Origin of the sequence: Vibrio sp. CAU 1672 (genome assembly GCF_029223195.1) — a bacterium.
GTDB lineage: Bacteria > Pseudomonadota > Gammaproteobacteria > Enterobacterales > Vibrionaceae > Vibrio.
Genome location: NZ_JARHUF010000002.1, coordinates 1 through 19,342, shown reverse-complemented (window position 1 = coordinate 19,342; position 19,342 = coordinate 1). Strand labels below are relative to the sequence as shown.

14 protein-coding genes and 1 tRNA gene are annotated in these 19,342 nt (G+C 48.7%); 7 read left to right on the top strand and 8 right to left on the bottom strand.

All coding sequences use genetic code 11. The features are described from left to right. Positions 1 to 237: 237 nt before the first annotated feature. A complete protein-coding gene (locus tag P2G85_RS02340; RefSeq protein ID WP_275862513.1) occupies positions 238 to 1,596 on the bottom strand; it encodes a diguanylate cyclase in 1,359 nt (452 codons plus the stop codon). Positions 1,597 to 1,734: 138 nt separating this feature from the next. On the opposite strand from P2G85_RS02340, the gene P2G85_RS02335 reads away from it, so the two are divergent. Beyond that, positions 1,735 to 2,343 carry an alpha-ketoglutarate-dependent dioxygenase AlkB gene (locus tag P2G85_RS02335; RefSeq protein ID WP_275862512.1) on the top strand — a complete coding sequence of 203 codons (609 nt, stop codon included), beginning with the start codon at positions 1,735 to 1,737 and terminating at the stop codon, positions 2,341 to 2,343. 121 nt (positions 2,344 to 2,464) lie between these two features. Here the strand turns inward: P2G85_RS02335 and P2G85_RS02330 are convergent, their stop codons facing one another. Next, complete coding sequence (locus P2G85_RS02330) at positions 2,465 to 3,673, bottom strand: NupC/NupG family nucleoside CNT transporter (RefSeq protein WP_275862511.1); 1,209 nt, start codon at positions 3,671 to 3,673, stop codon at positions 2,465 to 2,467. Positions 3,674 to 4,239: 566 nt separating this feature from the next. Here P2G85_RS02330 and P2G85_RS02325 point away from each other — a divergent pair. Together P2G85_RS02325 and P2G85_RS02320 are read left to right on the top strand one after the other, a co-directional pair. Beyond that, positions 4,240 to 4,323, top strand: a tRNA-Leu gene (locus P2G85_RS02325). 34 nt (positions 4,324 to 4,357) lie between these two features. Next, positions 4,358 to 4,969, top strand: a complete 612-nt coding sequence (locus tag P2G85_RS02320) for a DUF2913 family protein (RefSeq protein WP_275862510.1) — start codon at positions 4,358 to 4,360, stop codon at positions 4,967 to 4,969. Positions 4,970 to 5,041: 72 nt separating this feature from the next. Here the strand turns inward: P2G85_RS02320 and P2G85_RS02315 are convergent, their stop codons facing one another. The 3 genes from P2G85_RS02315 to lhgO form a co-directional block, all read right to left on the bottom strand. Next, positions 5,042 to 6,442, bottom strand: coding sequence for a tryptophanase (locus P2G85_RS02315; RefSeq protein ID WP_275862509.1), 1,401 nt, complete (start codon positions 6,440 to 6,442; stop codon positions 5,042 to 5,044). Between the two features lie 471 nt (positions 6,443 to 6,913). Continuing rightward, entirely contained in the window at positions 6,914 to 7,504 is a 591-nt protein-coding gene (locus tag P2G85_RS02310; protein ID WP_275862508.1) for a cold shock and DUF1294 domain-containing protein, read from the bottom strand. 161 nt (positions 7,505 to 7,665) lie between these two features. After that, a complete protein-coding gene (gene lhgO, locus P2G85_RS02305) occupies positions 7,666 to 8,910 on the bottom strand; it encodes an L-2-hydroxyglutarate oxidase (RefSeq protein ID WP_275862507.1) in 1,245 nt (414 codons plus the stop codon). Positions 8,911 to 9,332: 422 nt separating this feature from the next. Between lhgO and P2G85_RS02300 the strand changes: the two genes are divergently transcribed. Next, the gene (locus P2G85_RS02300) at positions 9,333 to 10,544 is read left to right on the top strand and encodes a GGDEF domain-containing protein (RefSeq protein WP_275862506.1); all 1,212 of its coding nucleotides are present in this window, start codon (positions 9,333 to 9,335) and stop codon (positions 10,542 to 10,544) included. Positions 10,545 to 10,572: 28 nt separating this feature from the next. On the opposite strand, the gene P2G85_RS02295 is transcribed toward P2G85_RS02300, so the two are convergent. Continuing rightward, positions 10,573 to 11,154 carry an SOS response-associated peptidase family protein gene (locus P2G85_RS02295; RefSeq protein ID WP_275862505.1) on the bottom strand — a complete coding sequence of 194 codons (582 nt, stop codon included), beginning with the start codon at positions 11,152 to 11,154 and terminating at the stop codon, positions 10,573 to 10,575. A 180-nt stretch (positions 11,155 to 11,334) separates the two neighbouring features. Next, positions 11,335 to 13,047, bottom strand: coding sequence for a methyl-accepting chemotaxis protein (locus P2G85_RS02290; RefSeq protein WP_345795418.1), 1,713 nt, complete (start codon positions 13,045 to 13,047; stop codon positions 11,335 to 11,337). A 682-nt stretch (positions 13,048 to 13,729) separates the two neighbouring features. Here P2G85_RS02290 and P2G85_RS02285 point away from each other — a divergent pair. Both P2G85_RS02285 and P2G85_RS02280 read left to right on the top strand, forming a co-directional pair. After that, on the top strand, positions 13,730 to 14,860 hold the full coding sequence (locus P2G85_RS02285) for a conjugal transfer protein TraF (protein WP_275862504.1): 1,131 nt from the start codon (positions 13,730 to 13,732) through the stop codon (positions 14,858 to 14,860). A gap of 163 nt (positions 14,861 to 15,023) precedes the next feature. Continuing rightward, the gene (locus P2G85_RS02280) at positions 15,024 to 16,415 is read left to right on the top strand and encodes a family 1 glycosylhydrolase (protein ID WP_275862503.1); all 1,392 of its coding nucleotides are present in this window, start codon (positions 15,024 to 15,026) and stop codon (positions 16,413 to 16,415) included. A gap of 87 nt (positions 16,416 to 16,502) precedes the next feature. On the opposite strand, the gene P2G85_RS02275 is transcribed toward P2G85_RS02280, so the two are convergent. After that, positions 16,503 to 18,527 (bottom strand): PhoX family phosphatase, encoded by a 2,025-nt coding sequence (locus P2G85_RS02275; RefSeq protein WP_275862502.1) that lies wholly within the window; start codon positions 18,525 to 18,527, stop codon positions 16,503 to 16,505. Positions 18,528 to 18,839: 312 nt separating this feature from the next. Here P2G85_RS02275 and P2G85_RS02270 point away from each other — a divergent pair, with 312 nt between their 5' ends. Beyond that, positions 18,840 to 19,178: a YggL family protein gene (locus P2G85_RS02270; RefSeq protein WP_275862501.1), complete on the top strand. Its 339-nt coding sequence runs from the start codon at positions 18,840 to 18,842 to the stop codon at positions 19,176 to 19,178. Positions 19,179 to 19,342: the final 164 nt, after the last annotated feature.

Here is a 19,342-nt window from a genome sequence, read left to right as displayed (position 1 = left end):
TGTTAATTAACCAGATTATTTGCATATTGCAATTGCAAAATGCAAACTTGTCACAATGTGCCAATGCATCTGGTTGCATTAATCTGGTTATCAGTAGCCATGATCGATATGTGGTTACTCCGGATTGCACCCCTGCTTATCAGTTACAACCGAAATTCACCTTTAGGTTGCTAAACAGAGAGTCTGATCAGAAATTCAACACCTTAGCCGCTTGGCTAGGGGAAGAGATCAACGGGCTCATTCACCCAAATGTTTTTGTTGATACATTCTTTCATCTGCGATTTTTAACATCTGTTCTGGCGAGTGCAGCCCAGGCTCAAATATCGAAGCTCCCATACTAACGCTCAAATAAATAGCCTGGCCGTCATAGCCGACTGGTGTAGAACACAACGCGTAGCGGAGTTTCTTAAGCAATCGCTGTAGGTCATCCTCTTTTGTCAGCTGATGGACAATCAGCAGAAACTCATCCCCTCCCATTCTGGCCACCATATCGGAACGGCGCAATTGGGTCGTGATCCGCTCTGCACACGCTTTCAGGACCCTATCGCCGGCCTCATGACCAAAGGTATCGTTAATGTACTTAAAGCGATCCAAATCCACATTGATCAGGGCAAAGCGATGTTGTTGTCGATAGCGCTGTGCCAGTTCAAACTGAGCTTTAAACGAATGCATAAAAAAACGGCGGTTGGGTAACGCTGTCAGCTCATCGTGCAACGCACGGCTTTCGGCGATAACATACAGCCGGTAAATGGTCAGAAGGGAAAGGCACAGTAACACTAAAATCGGATATCCGGCCAGACGGACCATATTCATGACATGCCATGGGATCTGCTTTTCCACTTCTCCGTCAGAAGAAACTGCCAACCCCCAACCACCATAAGGAAAGCGAACCCGCTCTCTGGCATACACCGAATCCGGCGCCCCCTCCTGGCCGAAAAAGACTCGACCTTGCTCTCCGCTGCTATTCTCACCACGAATAACCAGCTTATATTGCCGGGCAAAGTCAATTACCCCCACGTCAAGCAGGAACTGTTCTAAATCTATCACCGCACTGATCACGCCCCAGTACTGTTTATTGATAGGCGGATCCCGGAAAGCGGGCACACGCACAATCAGCCCTTTCCCTCCCTGAACCAGTGAAACCGGCCCTGCGATAAAAGCTTCTTCAATCGTGCGGGCTTTTTGCACCTGCTCCCATTGCTGCGGAACCGTCTGGTAATCAACACCGATCATCTGCTGATTGCCTTGCCGCGGGAAGATATGCCCGACTATATCGTTCTCGGCAATCCCAATGATTTTAATATAGTGGCTTCTAGCCAAAATACGGCTGGCAGCCAATGCCCAGTCATCTTCATCAAGATCAGAACGCAGCGACACCAATGACGCCAGTGTACTGACTTGATAAATATCAGCGACTAGCTCTGCCTCTAAGTTAAAACGCAAGTTAGAGAGCTGCTCTTTCGCCCCGAGTTGCACCTGCTCCCGCTGGATAGTGACCTGGCTTCGATGTAAAAGCTCAATAACGGCAATACACAACAAAAAAAACGCGCAGAAAAAAAGCGCAAAATAATACGGTTTCCTGATCGAATAATGCATCAAATTTCCATTCGACTTGCCGGCATAGCATGCCAGTTCCATCCACTGCTGATATAGTTACTGAGTAAATGATAACCATGTAAAATTATTTAAGTAACTAATATCGACTAATTTAACCAATTACTAAGGCAAAGTGGGATGCAAGTACAAGGCGATTTTTTTCAAAGCTCAAATTGGCAAGCAATAACCCAGGGCCGGCTTTTTTATCAGACCGATTTTCTACCCGGTCACGAAGCAGACCACCTGCTGGATCTCCTTCTGCACGACCTACCTTGGGAACAAAAAGCCATTACCCTGTTTGGCCGCTCGGTATTACAGCCTCGGCTACAATCATGGCACGGTGATGCCCGCTACCGTTACTCCGGATTAACCATGGAGCCCCACCCCTGGACACCGGAGCTAAAAATGCTCAGCCAGCGCTGCGGGGCGGTGTGCAGCACGAATTTCAACTCTGTTTTGGCTAATTTGTATCGGGATGGCCGGGACTCAATGGGATGGCATCAGGATAATGAACCAGAACTAGGGAAAAACCCGGTGATCGCCTCCCTGAGCTTAGGCGAGTCTCGCCGCTTTTTACTGCGCCATTTACGCAGCCAAACCCAGCTTGAATACGAGTTGCCACACGGCTCCTTGTTGATCATGACCGGAGAACTGCAGCATCACTGGCAACACAGTGTGCCGAAAACGGCAAAGCCTAAACACGCCCGGATCAATCTGACTTTTCGTAACATACTGACAGCAGGTTAATATCGCCCTATCCGGCTCAGCATCCCCCCTTAAATGCCGTATGTTAGCCGAATAAAGGCTGCCTATAAAAAAACCGCCAATACGGCGGTTTTTACAGATTAAGGCTTTAAAACTGACAAGCTTACAAGGCGATAAAAATACCAGCCAAACATGCACTCATCAGGTTCGCCAGTGTACCGGCGGCAACCGCTTTTAGCCCCAGGCTGGCGACATCCTTGCGGCGCTCAGGTGCCATCACACCAATGGAGCCAAGTTGGATTGCGATAGAACCAATGTTAGCGAAACCACACAATGCAAAAGTGATGATCACTTGAGAATGTTCCGACAACAAGGCTTTATTCTGGACAAAATCGATGAAAGCCACAAACTCGTTCATCACCACTTTCTGGCCAATGTACGAACCGGCAGCCAGGATTTCATGGCTTGGTACGCCAATCAGCCATGCCAACGGCGAGAACAGATAACCCAGCACGGCTTGCAGGGTGATACCGCTGAAACCAAACATCTCACCCAGGTTTTCCAGCCCGGTATTCACCATCGCAATCACACTAACAAACGCAATCAGCATAGTACCGACCGCAACCGCAACCTTCATACCCCCCATCGCACCACTGGCCAGTGCATCGATGACATTGCTTTCATCTGATTTATCCAGCTCAATTTCCGTGTAATCACTTGGCGTCTGACGCTCTGGCACGATAATTTTCGCCATCATCAGGCTTCCCGGTGCGGCCATAAAGCTCGCGGCAATCAAGTACTTCAGCTCCACGCCCAGTCCGGCGTAACCACCCAGCACACTGCCTGCGACTGAAGCCATACCGCCTGCCATCACAGCAAATAACTCCGAGCGGGTCATTTTGGACAAAAATGGGCGGATCAACAGCGGTGATTCCCCTTGTGACAAAAAGATGTTACCGGTAGCCACCAGAGATTCAGCTTTACTCGTGCCCAGAAACTTCTGGATAGCACCGCCAATAAACTGAATAACTTTTTGCATGATCCCCAAGTAGTAAAGGGCAGAGATAAGGGCACTGAAGAAGATGATGATAGGAAGAACACGAATGGCAAAGATAAAACCAGTAGAAGCGAGGTCACCAAACAGGAACTTGATCCCCTCATCAGCGAAACTCAGCAACCCCGAGACTCCGCTGCTTAGACCGGCGAGCGCTGCTTGCCCCCAGGGGAAATAGAGCACCAGGGCCGCAAATCCCATCTGCAGCAACAAAGCTCGCGAAACGGTTTTCCAGTTGATCGCCGCGCGGCTTTCAGAAAGTAAGAATGCACAACCGATCAGTGCAACAACACCAAATAAACTAAATAGAACACTCATCACATTGACCTACTGAAAAATAGAAAAAGAAAGGGGACTGCCAAAAGTGGCAGAGGAGGGATACAGCACATTGAATGACAGCGCATTCTTAGATCGAAAGTGATAGAACGAATAGTTCGACATCTTTTTACCTTATACAAGCAATTGAACTTAGCTGGTCCGGTCCGTGGGGTCATTCACTGCGGGTGAGTGTGAAGTTGATTCAGCACTCCGCCTGCTCCTTGTGACGGCTTGTATGGGTAAGGGTCCTGAACAACGAAACCCTAATTCCCGCTTAAACGGGACGCAAGTATAGCCAACCGAACGAGATATTCATCACATTTATTTAGGCAAACGTTCAAGCGGTCATTTAGTGCGCAAAATCACATTTTAAGCATCATACTATTAACAAAAGTAGCGCTATTCTGTGTTTTTTATTGATGAGGAAGATAAAGTGAATAAGAAACAGGCAAACAAACCAAAAATCACCAATTTGTGCAACTTAATCCTCGCCAACCAGGTGGTTTTGGATATACAATCCGTTCTGCTTCCTTTCGAAGCATCCTCTGTTTCCAGAGTCTTATGTTGCCGAGATGGTGAAATTGGTAGACACGCTAGCATGAGGTGCTAGTGCCTTAGGTGTGAGGGTTCGAGTCCCTCTCTCGGCACCATTATCCTTCTTTTAGAATATTTCGTTTGAGTGCAATGCAAATTTCAAAGCAGGCAAAACCGTTGACAGATGCCAATCAACTTCTGAGTGAGCTTGCTGTACACGCCTTACTGCACCTGCATTTTAAAATCCATTCTGCCTCCCTGCCACTATCACTTAAGCAGCGCAATGACATTCTGCAGAAATGGCTTAAACCCAAACTGAAAAGTAATCGCTACAAACAGATTAAGAAGCCATTAAAGTCACTGACTCAACAGGCAAAAGGTGAAAATGGTAACCTCGAAGCCCTGCTTGAGCGCTGTGTGGGGGCTGATAAACCCGGTAACCCACAACCGCACTTAGACAGTTACTTACTGCTAATCAATGAGATTGAAAAAAAGCTTGGCACCACGGTATTGCTATCACGCCCGGAAGATGTCGACCTGACTCATGATGAACTGGGCTGTTTACTGTGCGTACTGTCATCGAACCTTAACCAGCACTTTGATGATAACAACGCCCTGATCAGCCCAATTTCAATGCTGTTCCGCGGCCCGATGAGTCAACGATCGCTGTTTTTAGGCAGTATTTACGCCAACAACACTTTCACCTATTCGGTTCAGTACCAAGACGAACAGTTTGTCCGGATCTCCCTCGAGCTGGCCTGATTAATCTGCCAAATTAAAAAGACCGCAAATTTGCGGCCTTTTGCATCTCCAGCAGCGACTTACTGTGCAGAGTTAGTCGATTTCACGGAATCGGGCAGTAAAGTGACGCAACACTGGCGGCTCATACTCAAAGGTCAGCCCCTTCAGTTCACCCGCACGCTGTTTTAATTCGATAATGGCATCTGCGATGTAATCCATGTGGTCATTGGTGTAAACACGGCGTGGTATGGTCAGCCGCATCAACTCCAGCTCTGAGACTTTCTGCTGGCCGGTTTCCGGATCCCGACCTAACAGTAATGAACCAATCTCCACCGCCCGAATGCCCGCTTCTAAGTACAACGCATTACACAACACCTGAGCCGGAAACTGCCCGGCCGGAATATCCGGCAGGATCTTCGCCGCATCGACAAACACGGCGTGCCCTCCGGTCGGATACTGGATCGGGATCCCCCCTTCGCGTAGGCGCTCTCCCAGATACTGCACCTGACTGATCCGGTAGTGAAGGTAATCCTCATCTGCACCTTCATACAGGCCGCGTGCCAGCGCTTCCATATCCCGCCCGGCCATTCCGCCATAAGTAACAAAGCCTTCCATCGGCACACAGCGGGTTTGCACTGCCTGGAACAATTCCTGATGATCTCGAATACAGCACATCCCGCCGATATTGACCATCGGATCTTTCTTCGCCGACATCGTCAGCATATCACCATACTGGTACATTTCACGGATGATCTCGAGAATCGATTTATCGCCGTAGCCGGTTTCACGCTGTTTAATGAAATACGCGTTTTCACAATAGCGCGCCGAATCAATCACCACCGGAATGTCGTATTTGCCGGCGATCTCATACACGCTGCGCATATTTTCCATCGACACCGGCTGACCTCCCGAGCTATTACACGTCACCGTAGTAATAATGGCGCAAATATTGTTTGCCCCATGCGCTTCAATGGTGGCCACCAATTTGTCCAGATCAAAGTTACCTTTCCAGTCATAAGGCGTGGTAGTGTCGAATGCCTCTTGGGTGACGACATTAATCGCCTTACCCCCATTAAGCTCAATATGGCCTGCTGTTGTATCGAAGTGGTAGTTAGAAATGAATACCGGCTCAGTCCCGCCGCGGACACGGCGCATCCGCTCAATCAGCGCCGGAAACAGAATTTGCTCGGCCCCACGCCCCTGATGAGCCGGCACCGTCAGTTTATAGCCGAAAAAATGTTCCACCGCTTTACACAGATTGAAATAATTGCGGCTACCGGCATAGGATTCATCTCCCAGCATTAATCCCGCCCACTGATTATCACTCATCGCACCGGTGCCTGAATCGGTCAGCAGATCGATATAGACATCGTCACTACGAAGTAAGAACGGATTGTAACCGGCCTCTTTCAAGGCGACCTCACGATCTGCCAGGGTGGTCATTTTGATCGGCTCAACCATTTTTATCCGGAAAGGTTCTGGAATGCGTTTCATGTCAATTTCCTTGTATGCATAACCCTACGCTATCTGGCGCGTAAAGTATTAAAAAACAAATAACTAATATGCTTTTCAATGCGAGTGCATTGAGGAAATTAACCTAAGGTGATTTTGCTCAGAAGTGATAAACCGTAGTCAAGGTTATACCAGAACGACAGCTTCAAACGGCTATCAAGAATGTCTTTCATTCTCATCGTTTTCGTCCTCCTGATAAAACAAAGCCAGAAACACTTTGTCTCTGACCCAATCAATATAGTGCATTTTCTGGCTGGATGTCAGTGAGTCGCCGCTCAATTTCACAAGCTCAGTGCTATCACTGTGTCAGGAGGTTTACCGATATATCCGTGGTTACCGTCTGAGTGAGTGACCCAATCACTATCACCAGGCATTATCCTAATCTCACCCTGGCTATCTGTTGCGATAAACGCCACTCTCGCCGCGAGATCCAAGATGAATACCAGCCAACCATTAAAACGGCATATTCAGCAGTACAGTTTGAATCATTTCATTACCTGCCGCAGTAAAAGTCCAGATAAACGCAGCGGTATTAATTAAGACCGTTAACCACAATATCATTTTAAACGGCTGCTTCTTCGATTTGTGCCGTAGCAGATTTTGCGCACACAATGCGCCCGGCCAACCGCCTAACAGCGACACCATATGCAGAGAGCTTTCAGACGTTCGCCAGTTTCCATTAATGGCAGCCCGTTTATCCCGCGCATACATCAAATAGCTACACAAACTCATAAACAGATAGACGGGAATGAAGAACCATTCACCTTGCAACAGGATCACGGATGCACACACCATCACAAGGTAACTACAACCAAACATAACAGTCAACGGAACGCTTTTAGCACTGGTGATGGTGACACTGTTAGCACTCAGGCGACCTTTGTTATCTTTGCTGAGTTCAAAAATTACTTTATCGTCTACCGTGGGACGAACATTGCTGTTTTTTACCGACGAAATATGGAAAAACACTTTTCGCTTATTAGCCAAGGCAACAATAAATCCGTAACCTCTCGCATCATTCCACTCAACTATCCGGCCTTTCATTTTCATCTTCCAATTATACTGTGAGTCCTGCAGGGTAACCGTTCTGCTACGGAGTTTGGGTTATAAGCCAGCCGCCACTGTATTTTACAGCACGCCGGGTAACTTGCTGAGTAGATCGGGTTAAACCTAGCCCCTGCGAGCCTATCTCGGCGCGTAGTACTTTAGCTGCTGCCAGTGTGATGATGCATGCCGGAGAGGTACTTCTCGGCGGCTTTATCGCATACATACTCCCCTATTGGCAGCGCAGACGTCGCCGCCGGTGATGGCGCATTACACACATGCAAACTTCGGGGACTCTCGGCAAACAAGAAATCATGAACTAAAGTCCCGTCAGCCAGCACAGCTTGCGCACGGACTCCTGCCGGATAGGGTTGCAGATCTTGTCGTTGAATGCCTGGGCAGTACTTATTCACTTGTTTTAAGTAACCGGCTTTCCACCAAGAGTTGATAAACTCCCTTATCCCTGCCTGGAGGTGCTTGCAGGTCACTTTCCAAAAACCCGTAAAAGTAAGCATTTGCCACGTATCGCGCAGGCTGAAATTGAACTTAGCATATCCTTCTCGCTTCCAGCCCTGCACCGCATTGGGACCAACCGTCACCGAGCCATCAATCATCCGCGTCAGATGCACACCGAGAAAGGGCAGATCAGGATCAGGGATAGGGTAAATCAGATGGTTCACCACCCGGTTGTGTTTAGGGTCGAGCCGATAGTATTCACCGCGATATGGGATGATCTGAAAATCGGTCGGGATCCCCATCATTTGGGTCAGCCGATCGGCCATTAAACCACTACAGGAGATCAAAAATTTACAGTTAACCTGCATGGTGTTTTCGTCCGACTTGCAAGTCAGCTGCACTTCTTCGTCGAACTCTTCAATGGCGGTGACCTTAGTACCTAAGCATATTTGCCCCCCCAAGCGCCGGAAATCCTGAGCCATCTTTTCGGTCACCTGGCGATAATCCACAATACTGGTTGCTTTGACGTAGATCGCACCTAAACCTTCTATGTTTGGTTCTGCCAACTTCAGTTGTGCCTGATCTAACAACTCGACGTCAATACCGTTAGTCTGGCAACGTTTAAACAGCGCATGCATACGCACGATTTCTGTCTCATTGGTCGCCACCAGCAACTTACCGCAGTTTTCCACTGGAATAGTATGCTCGGCGCAGAATGCCATGGTACGCTCCACGCCCCGCTGACAAAATTCAGCTTTCAGGCTCCCTGGCAGGTAATATACCCCCGCATGGATAACGCCACTATTATGACCGGTTTGATGCCTGGCCAGCGCCGCCTCTTTCTCAATCAGCAAGATATGACTCTGAGGAAAACGTTGCTGCATTTGCCAGGCTGTCGACACGCCGACAATACCGCCACCAACAATGACGTAATCATAAACCGATTTCATACCACCTCTCACAGAGCAGACCGCTAAGACTATTCTAACTTAAGCACACCCTGACTATATACAATGACAGAAGCAAAAACTGCGTAGCATACCGCAGCAGGCAACCGCAATATCATGTCATACCGACACGATGCCAGTCCTGGGTGACTTTTTATGCCATCAAAAAGGGTGTATTAGCGGTACTCTGGCTTCGTTGCTATCTCAAATACAGCCAGGCCAAACTGGAAGTAACAACCACACCATTACAACAATTACACAACAAAAGATCACAAATTACCCTACAGATAAGATCGATTTATTAGCAAGATAAGTTACAATAATCTCAGCAACACAAACTAAAACCACAACTACCATGAATATACGCAGGCTAATTTCATTAACAGCAGCAGAATATCGGGCTAATCTCACTAGGAGTATAAAATATGGATTCGTTTTATCTCGATATGAGAACTCTGAATTTTGTTGTTATTTTATTTTCCGTCATCTGCTTCATCGGCCTGATCGGCTACCAGTACACCCAAAATAGAGTTCAGGGATTAACAGCCTTTGCACTGTCACTACTGTTTATCGGCATGGGGCCGTTGCTCCTTGCTATGCGTGATGAGGCGCCGGATTGGTTAACCGTTGTAGCAGCCAACAGCATTATATTCATCGGCTTTACCCTGACGCTTTACGGTATCAGCTTGTTTAAGCAGTTCCCGCTGAAATACGCCTATTTGGTTAGCGGCATAGTTCCACTTGCAGTCGGGATGTACATCTATTTCACTTACTATGCTCCTTCAATTAAAGTAAGAATCATTATTAGCAGTGTGTTTTTGTCAATTGTCACACTCTGCTCGGCAACTGCATTGATTAAAGGTCAGAGAGAAGATCTGAATCTTCCCAATTGGATGATGGCAACTTCTTTCGCCATGTACAGCTTATTTATGGCCTTTCGCTGTTTATGGTCCCTGCACGAACCCGAGTTAAGCAGTTTTATGACTGCAGGTCTGGTTCATCAGCTCACATTCTTGTTCAGTATCATCCTGGTTGTGGCTATTAGCTTCAGCATGCTGTGGCTAATCAATGCCCGGCTGGTCAAGTCTATCCATCATCTGTCTTATCAGGATGCCCTGACCTGTATGTATAACCGGCGGGCAATGGAAACCATGCTGCCTGAGGCTTTAAACAAGGCAAAGAAGAGAAAAAGACCTACCGGGATCATTATGTCGGATATCGACAACTTCAAAACCATTAATGACCAACACGGTCATACCATTGGCGATAGCGTAATTCGCACCGTTGCCAGCATCTTCCAGTCTAACCTGCCCCGCAGCTCATACGCGGTTCGATTCGGTGGCGACGAGTTTATGGTGCTGCTGCCGAACAAAACGTTGCATCAAAGCCGTTTATATGCGGAAAAACTAAGGGAAAGCGTAGAAAAAGAACTTAGCCTGCAAAACTCCCCAGTAGACACAACAATGAGCTTTGGTGTCTCCGAAATGGGTCAGGATGACAATTTCCATACCCTGGTTGCTCGCGCGGATTTGGCTCTTTATCGCTCCAAACACAGTGGCCGCAATAAGGTGACGGTAATAGAAAAAAGCAATGAGGATAACTGGTGTAAACCTGCCTGTAACGAGCTCAAGCTATGATCGGTCGCTGAGCGCCCCCCCCTGTCCGTCACTCTACTGCTTGTACGGATAGCCGTGGTTGCCATCCCGGGTAAAGACAGGATTGTGCCTGATGGGGAGGTGCCGATATCCAAAACATGATTGAAGCTTCCGGCAACAATACTGGCATACGCGAATGGTACGGCCGGTATTGCGGACTGGGCTCTGTGGTCAGTATCACCAAAAACTGCCCGTCAACCGCCAGCCCGGCCAGATAGAGCGGTAAACCTTGCGGGTTGCTAAACAGATACTTTTGCTTCCGGCTGGTTTCCTCACGCCACTCATACCAGCCGCTGCAGGGAACCACAACCCGGTGATAGGCAAACGCCTGGCGAAAAGTCGGCTTGATCGCGGCAGTTTCAGCCTTTGCGTTGATGATATGGCGCGAGGCCCATTCCGGCTTAAATCCCCAGCACAGATCATGCTGATAATAACCCCCGTGGCGATAAGCGATAGTTGAAACCTTGTTGGTTGGCCTGAGATCGACACTCTGTTGCGGAGAGAAGTTTATCCCGACCAGTTCAGACACAATGCGAGCCAAAGGATCATCCGTTACATTGAGCCGTCCGCACATAACTCCTCCCATAAACATGACTCTCTCTGTCAGTATAGGCAGGAGACGTTAACCGGGCGCTGGCGTAACTACATCGTATGAGAAAAACCGGGGGATCTTGTCAGAGGGTAACCGAATTTTAAAAACAGCTGACAGGAAAAATGCACTAAACTCCCAAAAGCCCTGCCGTAAACACGGCAGGGCTTTTGGACTCATTAATTAAGCACGGTAGTGACTAATCTCCGCTCTTATGCTTTCAGAGAAACGGGCGAGCTCCATGGTAGCGTCACTGCTTTGCTCTGCACCTGAAGCCGTCTGATTAGAGATGTCACTAATGACAGAGATATTCTGGTTAATTTCTTCAGTCACCAGCGTTTGCTGCTCAGCCGCAGTGGCTATCTGGGTGTTCATCGCCGTGATTCTGTCCACACTGTCAGTGATCTGCGCCAAAGCCTCACCGGCCTCTCTCGCTTTCTCCACCGTCACTCTGGCGTTGTCAGCGCCTTGTTCCAGCCTGCTGGTTGACTCTTGACTGCCTTGCTGCAAGCGCTGAATCGTATGCAGTATCTCTTCCGTCGACTTTTGCGTGCGGCTGGCCAATGTTCTGACTTCATCCGCCACCACCGCAAAACCGCGCCCCTGCTCACCGGCTCGGGCTGCCTCTATCGCCGCATTCAACGCCAGTAAGTTGGTCTGCTCAGAAATATCCTGAATGACATCCACGACACTGCCAATGTCCTCGGAGTAACGTGCCAGCGCATGCATGGATTCGACCGATGCGGCCATTTCCTGTGACAAACGTTCAATCATACCTACGCTTTCATCCACGACCTGGCGTCCCTGTGCCGCCGCTTTGTCAGCATTCTCAGACGCTTCGGCAGCAGAGGTAGCACTCTGGGCCACCTCTCTTACCGTGGCGGTAAATTCATTGATTGCCGTTGCAATTTGTTGCGTCTGAGCCTGTTGTTCAATCACGTTCTGCTTGGTTTGCATTGCGACCGCCGAGCTCTCTTCTGCGGTTCGGGCCAGTTGCTCCACAGAGTCACGGTTGGACTGAATCACATGCTGAAACCCATCCACAATTCGGTTAACTGATTGGCCAATCCGGGCAAATTCGTCTTTTCCGCTGATCTGGATTCTGCGGGTCAAATCCCCGTCGGCAATATGATTAGCCGACTCCGCTAGCTGTTGCACCGCGTGATTGACCCGACGCACAACACTTAATGACAAAAAGCTGATCACAATAAGCGCTGCGCTGATCGAAACACCAGCCAGCCAGATAAACGTGTCTATATTGTGCTGGGCTATCTGAAAATGAGCTTCACCTTCTGCAACTTGCAGATCCAAAAACTGCTGGGTCTCAGTATGAGCTTCTTTAAATAATGGGTTAATTTTAGTTAATAGAATTAGGTTGGCGCCTTTGAAATCTTTTTGCCGCAACTTGTTTATTGCCGGTTCAAAACCATATTGGGTTATATTATCCAGCGTTTTGGCCAGTTGCTTTACCCGTTCAAGCTCGTCAGGCTCCAGCCCGGAAGCCAGTATTTCATTGTCGATAATATGATGAAGCGTATTTAATGAACGCTGCACTTCCTCGATATGGCGCTCAATCGGATGATCGTGCATGTTGGCAAACTCGGAATATGGGTCATGCTGGAACGAGAGCAACAACGAACTGCGGGCAATTCCCAGTTCATCCAGGACCTTGCCGGCGCGTATGGTGTGTTGCATTCCCTGCTGGTACAGATCTTCAATAAAACCCGCCGCTGACTGCATGCCAACGATTCCCCGGTAGCCCAACAGAGCAAAGGAAAGAAAGGTCAACACGACAACCAGTCTCAAGCGCAAGCTGACGCTTTGCAGCTTCTCTGCCAGTGTTAACTCAGTAGGAACATCCCCGGATTGACTTGTGTGCAAGCTTGATACAGACATCTATTGCCTCTTTCTCTTTAGTAGTTATATTAATTAGAACGTTATTCCGTGCGAGCGGGTTCAAATTTGACCATAATCAAAAAGCAGCACATTTTCCCTATTTTGCTCGTCGATAACTGACTTTGCTCACATAAGCCAATAAATATAGTTAACTCGATTTAAATCCTAAGTTTGCATCAACCGACACAAATATTCTGCGGGCAAATCTGTGCCTTACAACACATTAATACCCACGGAGGAGAAGTGACTACACCGAAGAGTGCAACTCGGTGCTCAAGACTTTTCAAGCCGGTGAACGACTAAAATTAAGCCCGGCCGTCGCCACTGCTAACATGCGCAATATGAACAACAACGACCGCATGCCCGGGTAACGTCACCTTTGTCATTAACTGTTATTTAATGAAGAGAGTCACATAATTCCACTCCACTATTGATAGTTGAGCTATCATTTCTATTAATGACGTTGTTTGCATATCCGGCGAGAAACAACCACAGTAGTGGTATTGTGGTCCCCGACAGCACGTCGCCTTATACCATTCAGGGAGACCCCCGCCTTTCAGTAACCACTCTGAAATGGCCCTATCTCTAGTTGGAACGGTATGATTCACCGGTCAGGTTGTATTCGCTTTATGACTGTAAATTAACTCTCAAGCTTACCCATAGGTAAATCAAGGGAGGCGTTATGAGCAAAATTATCAAAATAATGACGGGCATCTTTGCTGCGCTATCAGCCCATACCCTCGCCGCTCCTTATGTCGCTGATGCGCGCAGCCATGGTATGGGCAACACCGGGGTCGTTTCAGCAGACTACCTTACCGCACCACTTCACAATCCGGCATTGGGGGCACTCTATCGTGAAAATGATGACGTAGGGCTGTTACTGCCAGCGCTAGGCGCTAACCTCCACGACAAAGATGAAGCACTTAATACCGTCGAAGACGCGCAAGATCTATTTGATAGCGTGCAAGGGATTCCCACTTCGTCCGACATTGCGGAGATGGAACGGTTACTCAACAAATTGGACAACAGTGACCCCGTCGTCGTCAACGCCGGTCTCGGCCTTGTGCTCGCCATCCCTACACAGTATGTATCAGTGAATATGTTTTCGGCTGGCTATGTCGAAATTATTGCTGTCCCAGACATTGCAGAAAGTGGCAATACAGCCGAGCGTTACTTAAATTCCAACATTGCGCTTGCCGCGTTCGGTACTGCGGAATATGGCGTATCCTTAGCTCGTAATTTCGTCCTGGGTGGGCAAAACGTTGCATTCGGTATTTCTCCTAAGTACCAACAACTGATGACCTACTCACAACGTACTTCACTGAACGATTTTGATATCGAAGATTACGACAAGAGTGAAGTATCAAAAAACGCCTTTAATATGGACATCGGTATGGCGTGGCATAAACATGCTCTCCGCGCAGGCCTGACACTGAAAGACTTATTAAAACAAGACATCAATACCGAAATTGGCGGATACACTTATGAGTTAACACCACAAGCAACCGTTGGTCTGGGGTATGTGGGAAATTACCTCAGCCTGAGTGTGGATGCTGACCTAACCAAGCAAAAACGCTTCAAACATACCTCGGAAGATGACTCTCAGTTTGTACGCCTTGGTCTGGAAGGTAACGCATGGGGCTGGGCACAGCTGCGCGTAGGTTACGAAATGGATCTGGAAAACAACTTAGAGAACGCGTTTACCGCAGGTATCGGCATCAGTCCTTTTGACGTTATCAGTCTTGATGTTGCGGGATCATACGCAGGTGAAAACCAATTTGGTGCTGCAGCAAATCTGGCCTTCACATTCTAAACCGTTGCTCCAGTCTTGTACCAGCAAGGCTGGAGTCCGCCTTCCGACTCAATAAAAACCCACCTTCTTAACCCTCAACAATAAAAACTCGATCTCACCAAAAGATCCCCTCTCTGATCTCGACTATTCTCATTCCATCTGACTGGTGATAAGAGAGAGAATCATGATCCACTTTCCAGACGATTTTTTATGGGGCGGCGCGATTGCCGCCAACCAGGTGGAAGGCGCCCTTACAGAGGCAGAAAAGGGGCTGTCGACCGCCGATATGCTGCCTAACGGCATACTAAGCCCTCATCAGACCCGCAACCAGCGTACACCCGGAATCAAAGACATCGCGATCGATTTTTACCATCGCTACCCGGACGATATTGCGCTGTTTAAAGAAATGGGCTTTAACTGTTTACGTCTGTCTATCGCCTGGACGCGCATCTTCCCCAACGGAGACGAAACCAAACCGTGCGAAGAAGGCTTAGCCTATTATGACCGGCTGTTTGACGAGCTTGCCAAACACGATATCCAACCCTTTGTCACCTTGTCCCACTATGAAATGCCCTACGCCCTGGTCGAAAACTATGGCGGCTGGGGTGACCGGCGCTTAATCGGCTTCTTTGAGCGCTATGCCCGTTGCGTCTTTCAACGCTACAAAGATAAAGTCAAACTCTGGCTGACGTTTAACGAAATCAACATGTCACTCCACGCCCCGTTTACCGGCGTCGGCCTGCAAGAAGACGCGACCGAGCAAGCCATTTACCAGGCGATTCACCATCAGCTGGTCGCCAATGCCAAGGTCGTCAAACTGTGCCAGCAAATGGTGCCTGATGGTAAAATCGGCAACATGCTGCTTGGTGCTATCAGCTACCCCTACAGCTGTAACCCTGATGACGTGCTGGCGGCGATGCACGAAAACAACAAATGGCTGTTTTTTGGTGATGTCCAGACCCGTGGTCAATATCCCGGCTATATGCAGCGCTACTTCCGTGAAAACAACATTACGATCGAAATGGCCGAGGGCGATCTGGAAACCATCGCCGCCGCCAGTGTCGATTTTATTTCGTTCAGCTATTACGCCAGCGGCTGCGCCAGTGCCGACCCAAAACAAAAAGAAATCGGCAACATCGTCGATAGTGTGCCAAACCCCTATCTGAAAAAAAGCCAGTGGGGCTGGCTAATCGATCCTAAAGGGCTGCGTATTCTTCTCAATTTCCTGCACGATCGCTACCAGAAACCATTATTTGTCGTGGAAAACGGCCTGGGTGCGCGTGACGAGCCGGATGAAAATGGCGAGATTTCCGATGACTATCGTATTGCCTATCTCAATGATCATTTGGTCCAGGCGCATGAAGCGATACTCGATGGGGTGAACTTAATGGGCTTTACCAGCTGGGGGCCCATTGACCTGGTGGCAAACTCCACCGCCGAAATGAGCAAGCGGTACGGTTACATCTATGTTGATCGTCATGATGATGGTAGTGGTAGCTTAGAACGCAAACGCAAAAAAAGCTTCTACTGGTATCAGGAAGTCATTCGCACCGGCGGCGAGTCACTGAAAGGTTAACGCAACGACATCATTCAATAATGACATGAGTAGCAACACAAAGCCCTGCCTTTCAGGCAGGGCTTGAAGTTAACTCAAATGATAAACCTATACCGCGATTTCACCGCCATCTTCGCGGCGAATAACTACCGTAGCAGCACGTGGACGTACCGTCACCCCTGCCGGAGTCACCTCTGTCGCATCATCACTGTATGGCCAGTTACCAGGATGTTGGATGTTAACAAACAGTGATTTGTAGTCCGGGCTGATGGTAAAACCCGTCACCTCACAGCCATTCGGCCCAACAAAAAAACGTTTCAGTTCAGCCTGGTTCTCAGCACTGATCGTGGCCGGGTTGCCCTCTTGATCTGTGAACTTCGACGGCACTACCGCCAGCATCTGATCGTTGGTATAACTGGTTACTTCGCTTGCACCATTGTCAGTTTGAATCCACAAAATACCGCGCGGGTCGAACGCCAGACCATCCGGGCTGGCAAACTGGTTCAGCTCGGTCAGAGCAGAACGGTTGGTGCCTGTATCCCCGTCTGCCGGCGCTCCAAAGACAAAAATATCCCAGCGGAATTCGGTCGCAGACTGACCTTCATCCCAACGGATCACGTGACCAAATTTGTTGTTAAGACGCGGGTTGGTCTCTTCGGTACGTTTGGTGTTATTAGTCAGCGTCAGGTACACCGAGCCGGTAAATGGATCCACACTACACCATTCCGGACGATCCATCGGCGTCGCACCGACCAAATCCGCCGCCCCGGCAGTATTGAGAATAATCGCCGCCAGAGACGAGAAGTGATCGGCTAATGTCCCGCCAGATAAGGTGACACTGTCCAAACTCAGTGGTAACCAGGTCCCGCTTCCGTCTTCATTGAAACGTGCCACATACAGCGTGCCCTGATCCATATACTTATCCCCGGTCGCCAGACGGTTGTCAGGATTGGCATCAGCCGGATCCCACCCCATCGCGGATTCAAACTTATACATATACTCAAAACGCGAATCGTGACCGGAGTAAAACACCACTGGCTTACCGGCTTCCAATTTACCAAAGGTACAGCCTTCATGGCGAAAACGCCCCAAAGCAGTACGCTTTTTCGCCCGGGAGTTCTGCGTATAGGGATCAATTTCTACGATGTAACCGTGACCATTGGCCTCATTACGGTAGTCATCCACCGCACTCGCCCCGCGTGGTGCCACATTAAAGCGGGTAAACTCATCCAGACGCTCATCACTATCACCAGCCAGGGTCTCCCATAAGTAACGGGTACGGGTGTCATCCACCCCAATACGATCCTGCTCTGCGGTGCGCTGCCCGGCATTAACAAAATAGCCCGGCCAGTTTTCTTCACAAGTCAGGTAAGTGCCCCAGGGCGTATAACCGTTCCCACAGTTGTTTAATGTGCCACGCGCCTGGCTGCCATCAGGTGAAAAGCGGGTTACCGTGTGCTGCGAATGCGCCAGTGGACCGGAGAGGTCCATCACGCTAGCCCCAGTGTAACGCCGGTTAAGCGGGTCAGTTTCCACCAGTTTCCACACGTTGCCTTCCAGCCTAATACGCACAACAGACACACCATGCGCATTTATTTCCTTGCGTACTTCATCCACTATGGTTCGCATACCATTTTCCACGGTTGGGCCACTGGGGTGAAGCGCCGAAGTATCAATATACTCATGGTTGATACACAGCAGGCCATCATTCGGATTGCCCGCTAAAGGGAAGAAATGCATACCATCGTGATGCATGCCTAGTGCGTTATGCTGATCATCGCTGGTATTAGTACCATCGCTCTTCCAAACGCTGCCTTGTGCATTCAATGGGGTTCCCCACGGCACCAACACCTGAGCAACATAACCCGGAGGGACGCTGACAGCATCCGTCAGAGAACCGGGGATAGAGTCAAAGTTGAGCACCGCTTCAGACACCGCTGAGCTACTGAGTGACGAACCGCTACTGGAGGAGTTACATCCTGCCAAACCAAAGGCCCCAAAAGCGGTCATTGCACTGATACCCACGCCGCCCTTCAAAATACTGCGGCGTGACAGGCTGGCTTCTAATACCTCTTCAAACGGCTTATTACTGCTCTGATTGTAACGTGTGGCGTCAAAGGTTTCCTTACTCATGGCTTACTTCCTAATTCATCGATTATAGTGTTTGATTTTTAAAATATTTGGTTGAACGTAGGAGAGTGTGAAAGAGAAAAATGACAGGACTAATGTGGCCGAATTAACTTTTTGTTTAATTAATATTACCCAGTTTATACTGTTAGGCAACACGACTGCTACACACGCCATTTCCCGTTGATGCAAGGCTGCCTCTTTAATTTGGGTAGTTGTTTATAAAACCAGCGCCCGGGCGAACAATAAGCGATTTGGCTTGGGATTGCAGCGATATAACGGTATAACAGGGCGTCAAATCATCCACGAGAGATCACCATGAAATTAGACAAAATCGAAAACAAAAAACGCCGTATTCGCAAAAAACTGTTTTTAGGCGAGTTTGCAGTGTTAGGCTTTGAAATCAGCTGTCAAACTGACATCAGTGATTTCGACCGCTACGACGCATTTGTCGATGAATTTATCGATTTTATCGATGGTCTAGATCTGTGTTTCGGTGGCGGCGGTCTGGAGCATTTTGAAGGCTTCCTGTGCTCTACCGAGCGTTACACTAGTGTGAATGAAGAACAAAAAGCTCAGGTTGTAGCCTGGTTAGAAGCTCGTCCGGAAGTCAGCGGTGTTCAAGCCAGCGACTTGGTTGACGCCAACTATCTGTAATTTGGTTATCGATAGACTAAAAAATAGCTAGCCTTCAGGCTTAATGCATGTAAGTTAAGATAACTTAACGCTTTTTTGGAGGCCTAGTCGCATAGCGACTAGGCCTTTTCTTTACTGCTCTTGGGTAGCTTCTTTCTCTTCTCTCCGGCAGGGTAAAACTCTCT

What these genes read in the sequence shown, in the direction of transcription:
- P2G85_RS02340 (WP_275862513.1), bottom strand. Translation starts at nt 1,596, where the DNA reads ATGCATTATTCGATCAGGAAACCGTATTATTTTGCGCTTTTTTTCTGC.
- P2G85_RS02335 (WP_275862512.1), top strand. Translation starts at nt 1,735, where the DNA reads ATGCAAGTACAAGGCGATTTTTTTCAAAGCTCAAATTGGCAAGCAATA.
- P2G85_RS02330 (WP_275862511.1), bottom strand. Translation starts at nt 3,673, where the DNA reads ATGAGTGTTCTATTTAGTTTATTTGGTGTTGTTGCACTGATCGGTTGT.
- P2G85_RS02320 (WP_275862510.1), top strand. Translation starts at nt 4,358, where the DNA reads ATGCAAATTTCAAAGCAGGCAAAACCGTTGACAGATGCCAATCAACTT.
- P2G85_RS02315 (WP_275862509.1), bottom strand. Translation starts at nt 6,442, where the DNA reads ATGAAACGCATTCCAGAACCTTTCCGGATAAAAATGGTTGAGCCGATC.
- P2G85_RS02310 (WP_275862508.1), bottom strand. Translation starts at nt 7,504, where the DNA reads ATGAAAGGCCGGATAGTTGAGTGGAATGATGCGAGAGGTTACGGATTT.
- lhgO (WP_275862507.1), bottom strand. Translation starts at nt 8,910, where the DNA reads ATGAAATCGGTTTATGATTACGTCATTGTTGGTGGCGGTATTGTCGGC.
- P2G85_RS02300 (WP_275862506.1), top strand. Translation starts at nt 9,333, where the DNA reads ATGGATTCGTTTTATCTCGATATGAGAACTCTGAATTTTGTTGTTATT.
- P2G85_RS02295 (WP_275862505.1), bottom strand. Translation starts at nt 11,154, where the DNA reads ATGTTTATGGGAGGAGTTATGTGCGGACGGCTCAATGTAACGGATGAT.
- P2G85_RS02290 (WP_345795418.1), bottom strand. Translation starts at nt 13,047, where the DNA reads ATGTCTGTATCAAGCTTGCACACAAGTCAATCCGGGGATGTTCCTACT.
- P2G85_RS02285 (WP_275862504.1), top strand. Translation starts at nt 13,730, where the DNA reads ATGAGCAAAATTATCAAAATAATGACGGGCATCTTTGCTGCGCTATCA.
- P2G85_RS02280 (WP_275862503.1), top strand. Translation starts at nt 15,024, where the DNA reads ATGATCCACTTTCCAGACGATTTTTTATGGGGCGGCGCGATTGCCGCC.
- P2G85_RS02275 (WP_275862502.1), bottom strand. Translation starts at nt 18,527, where the DNA reads ATGAGTAAGGAAACCTTTGACGCCACACGTTACAATCAGAGCAGTAAT.
- P2G85_RS02270 (WP_275862501.1), top strand. Translation starts at nt 18,840, where the DNA reads ATGAAATTAGACAAAATCGAAAACAAAAAACGCCGTATTCGCAAAAAA.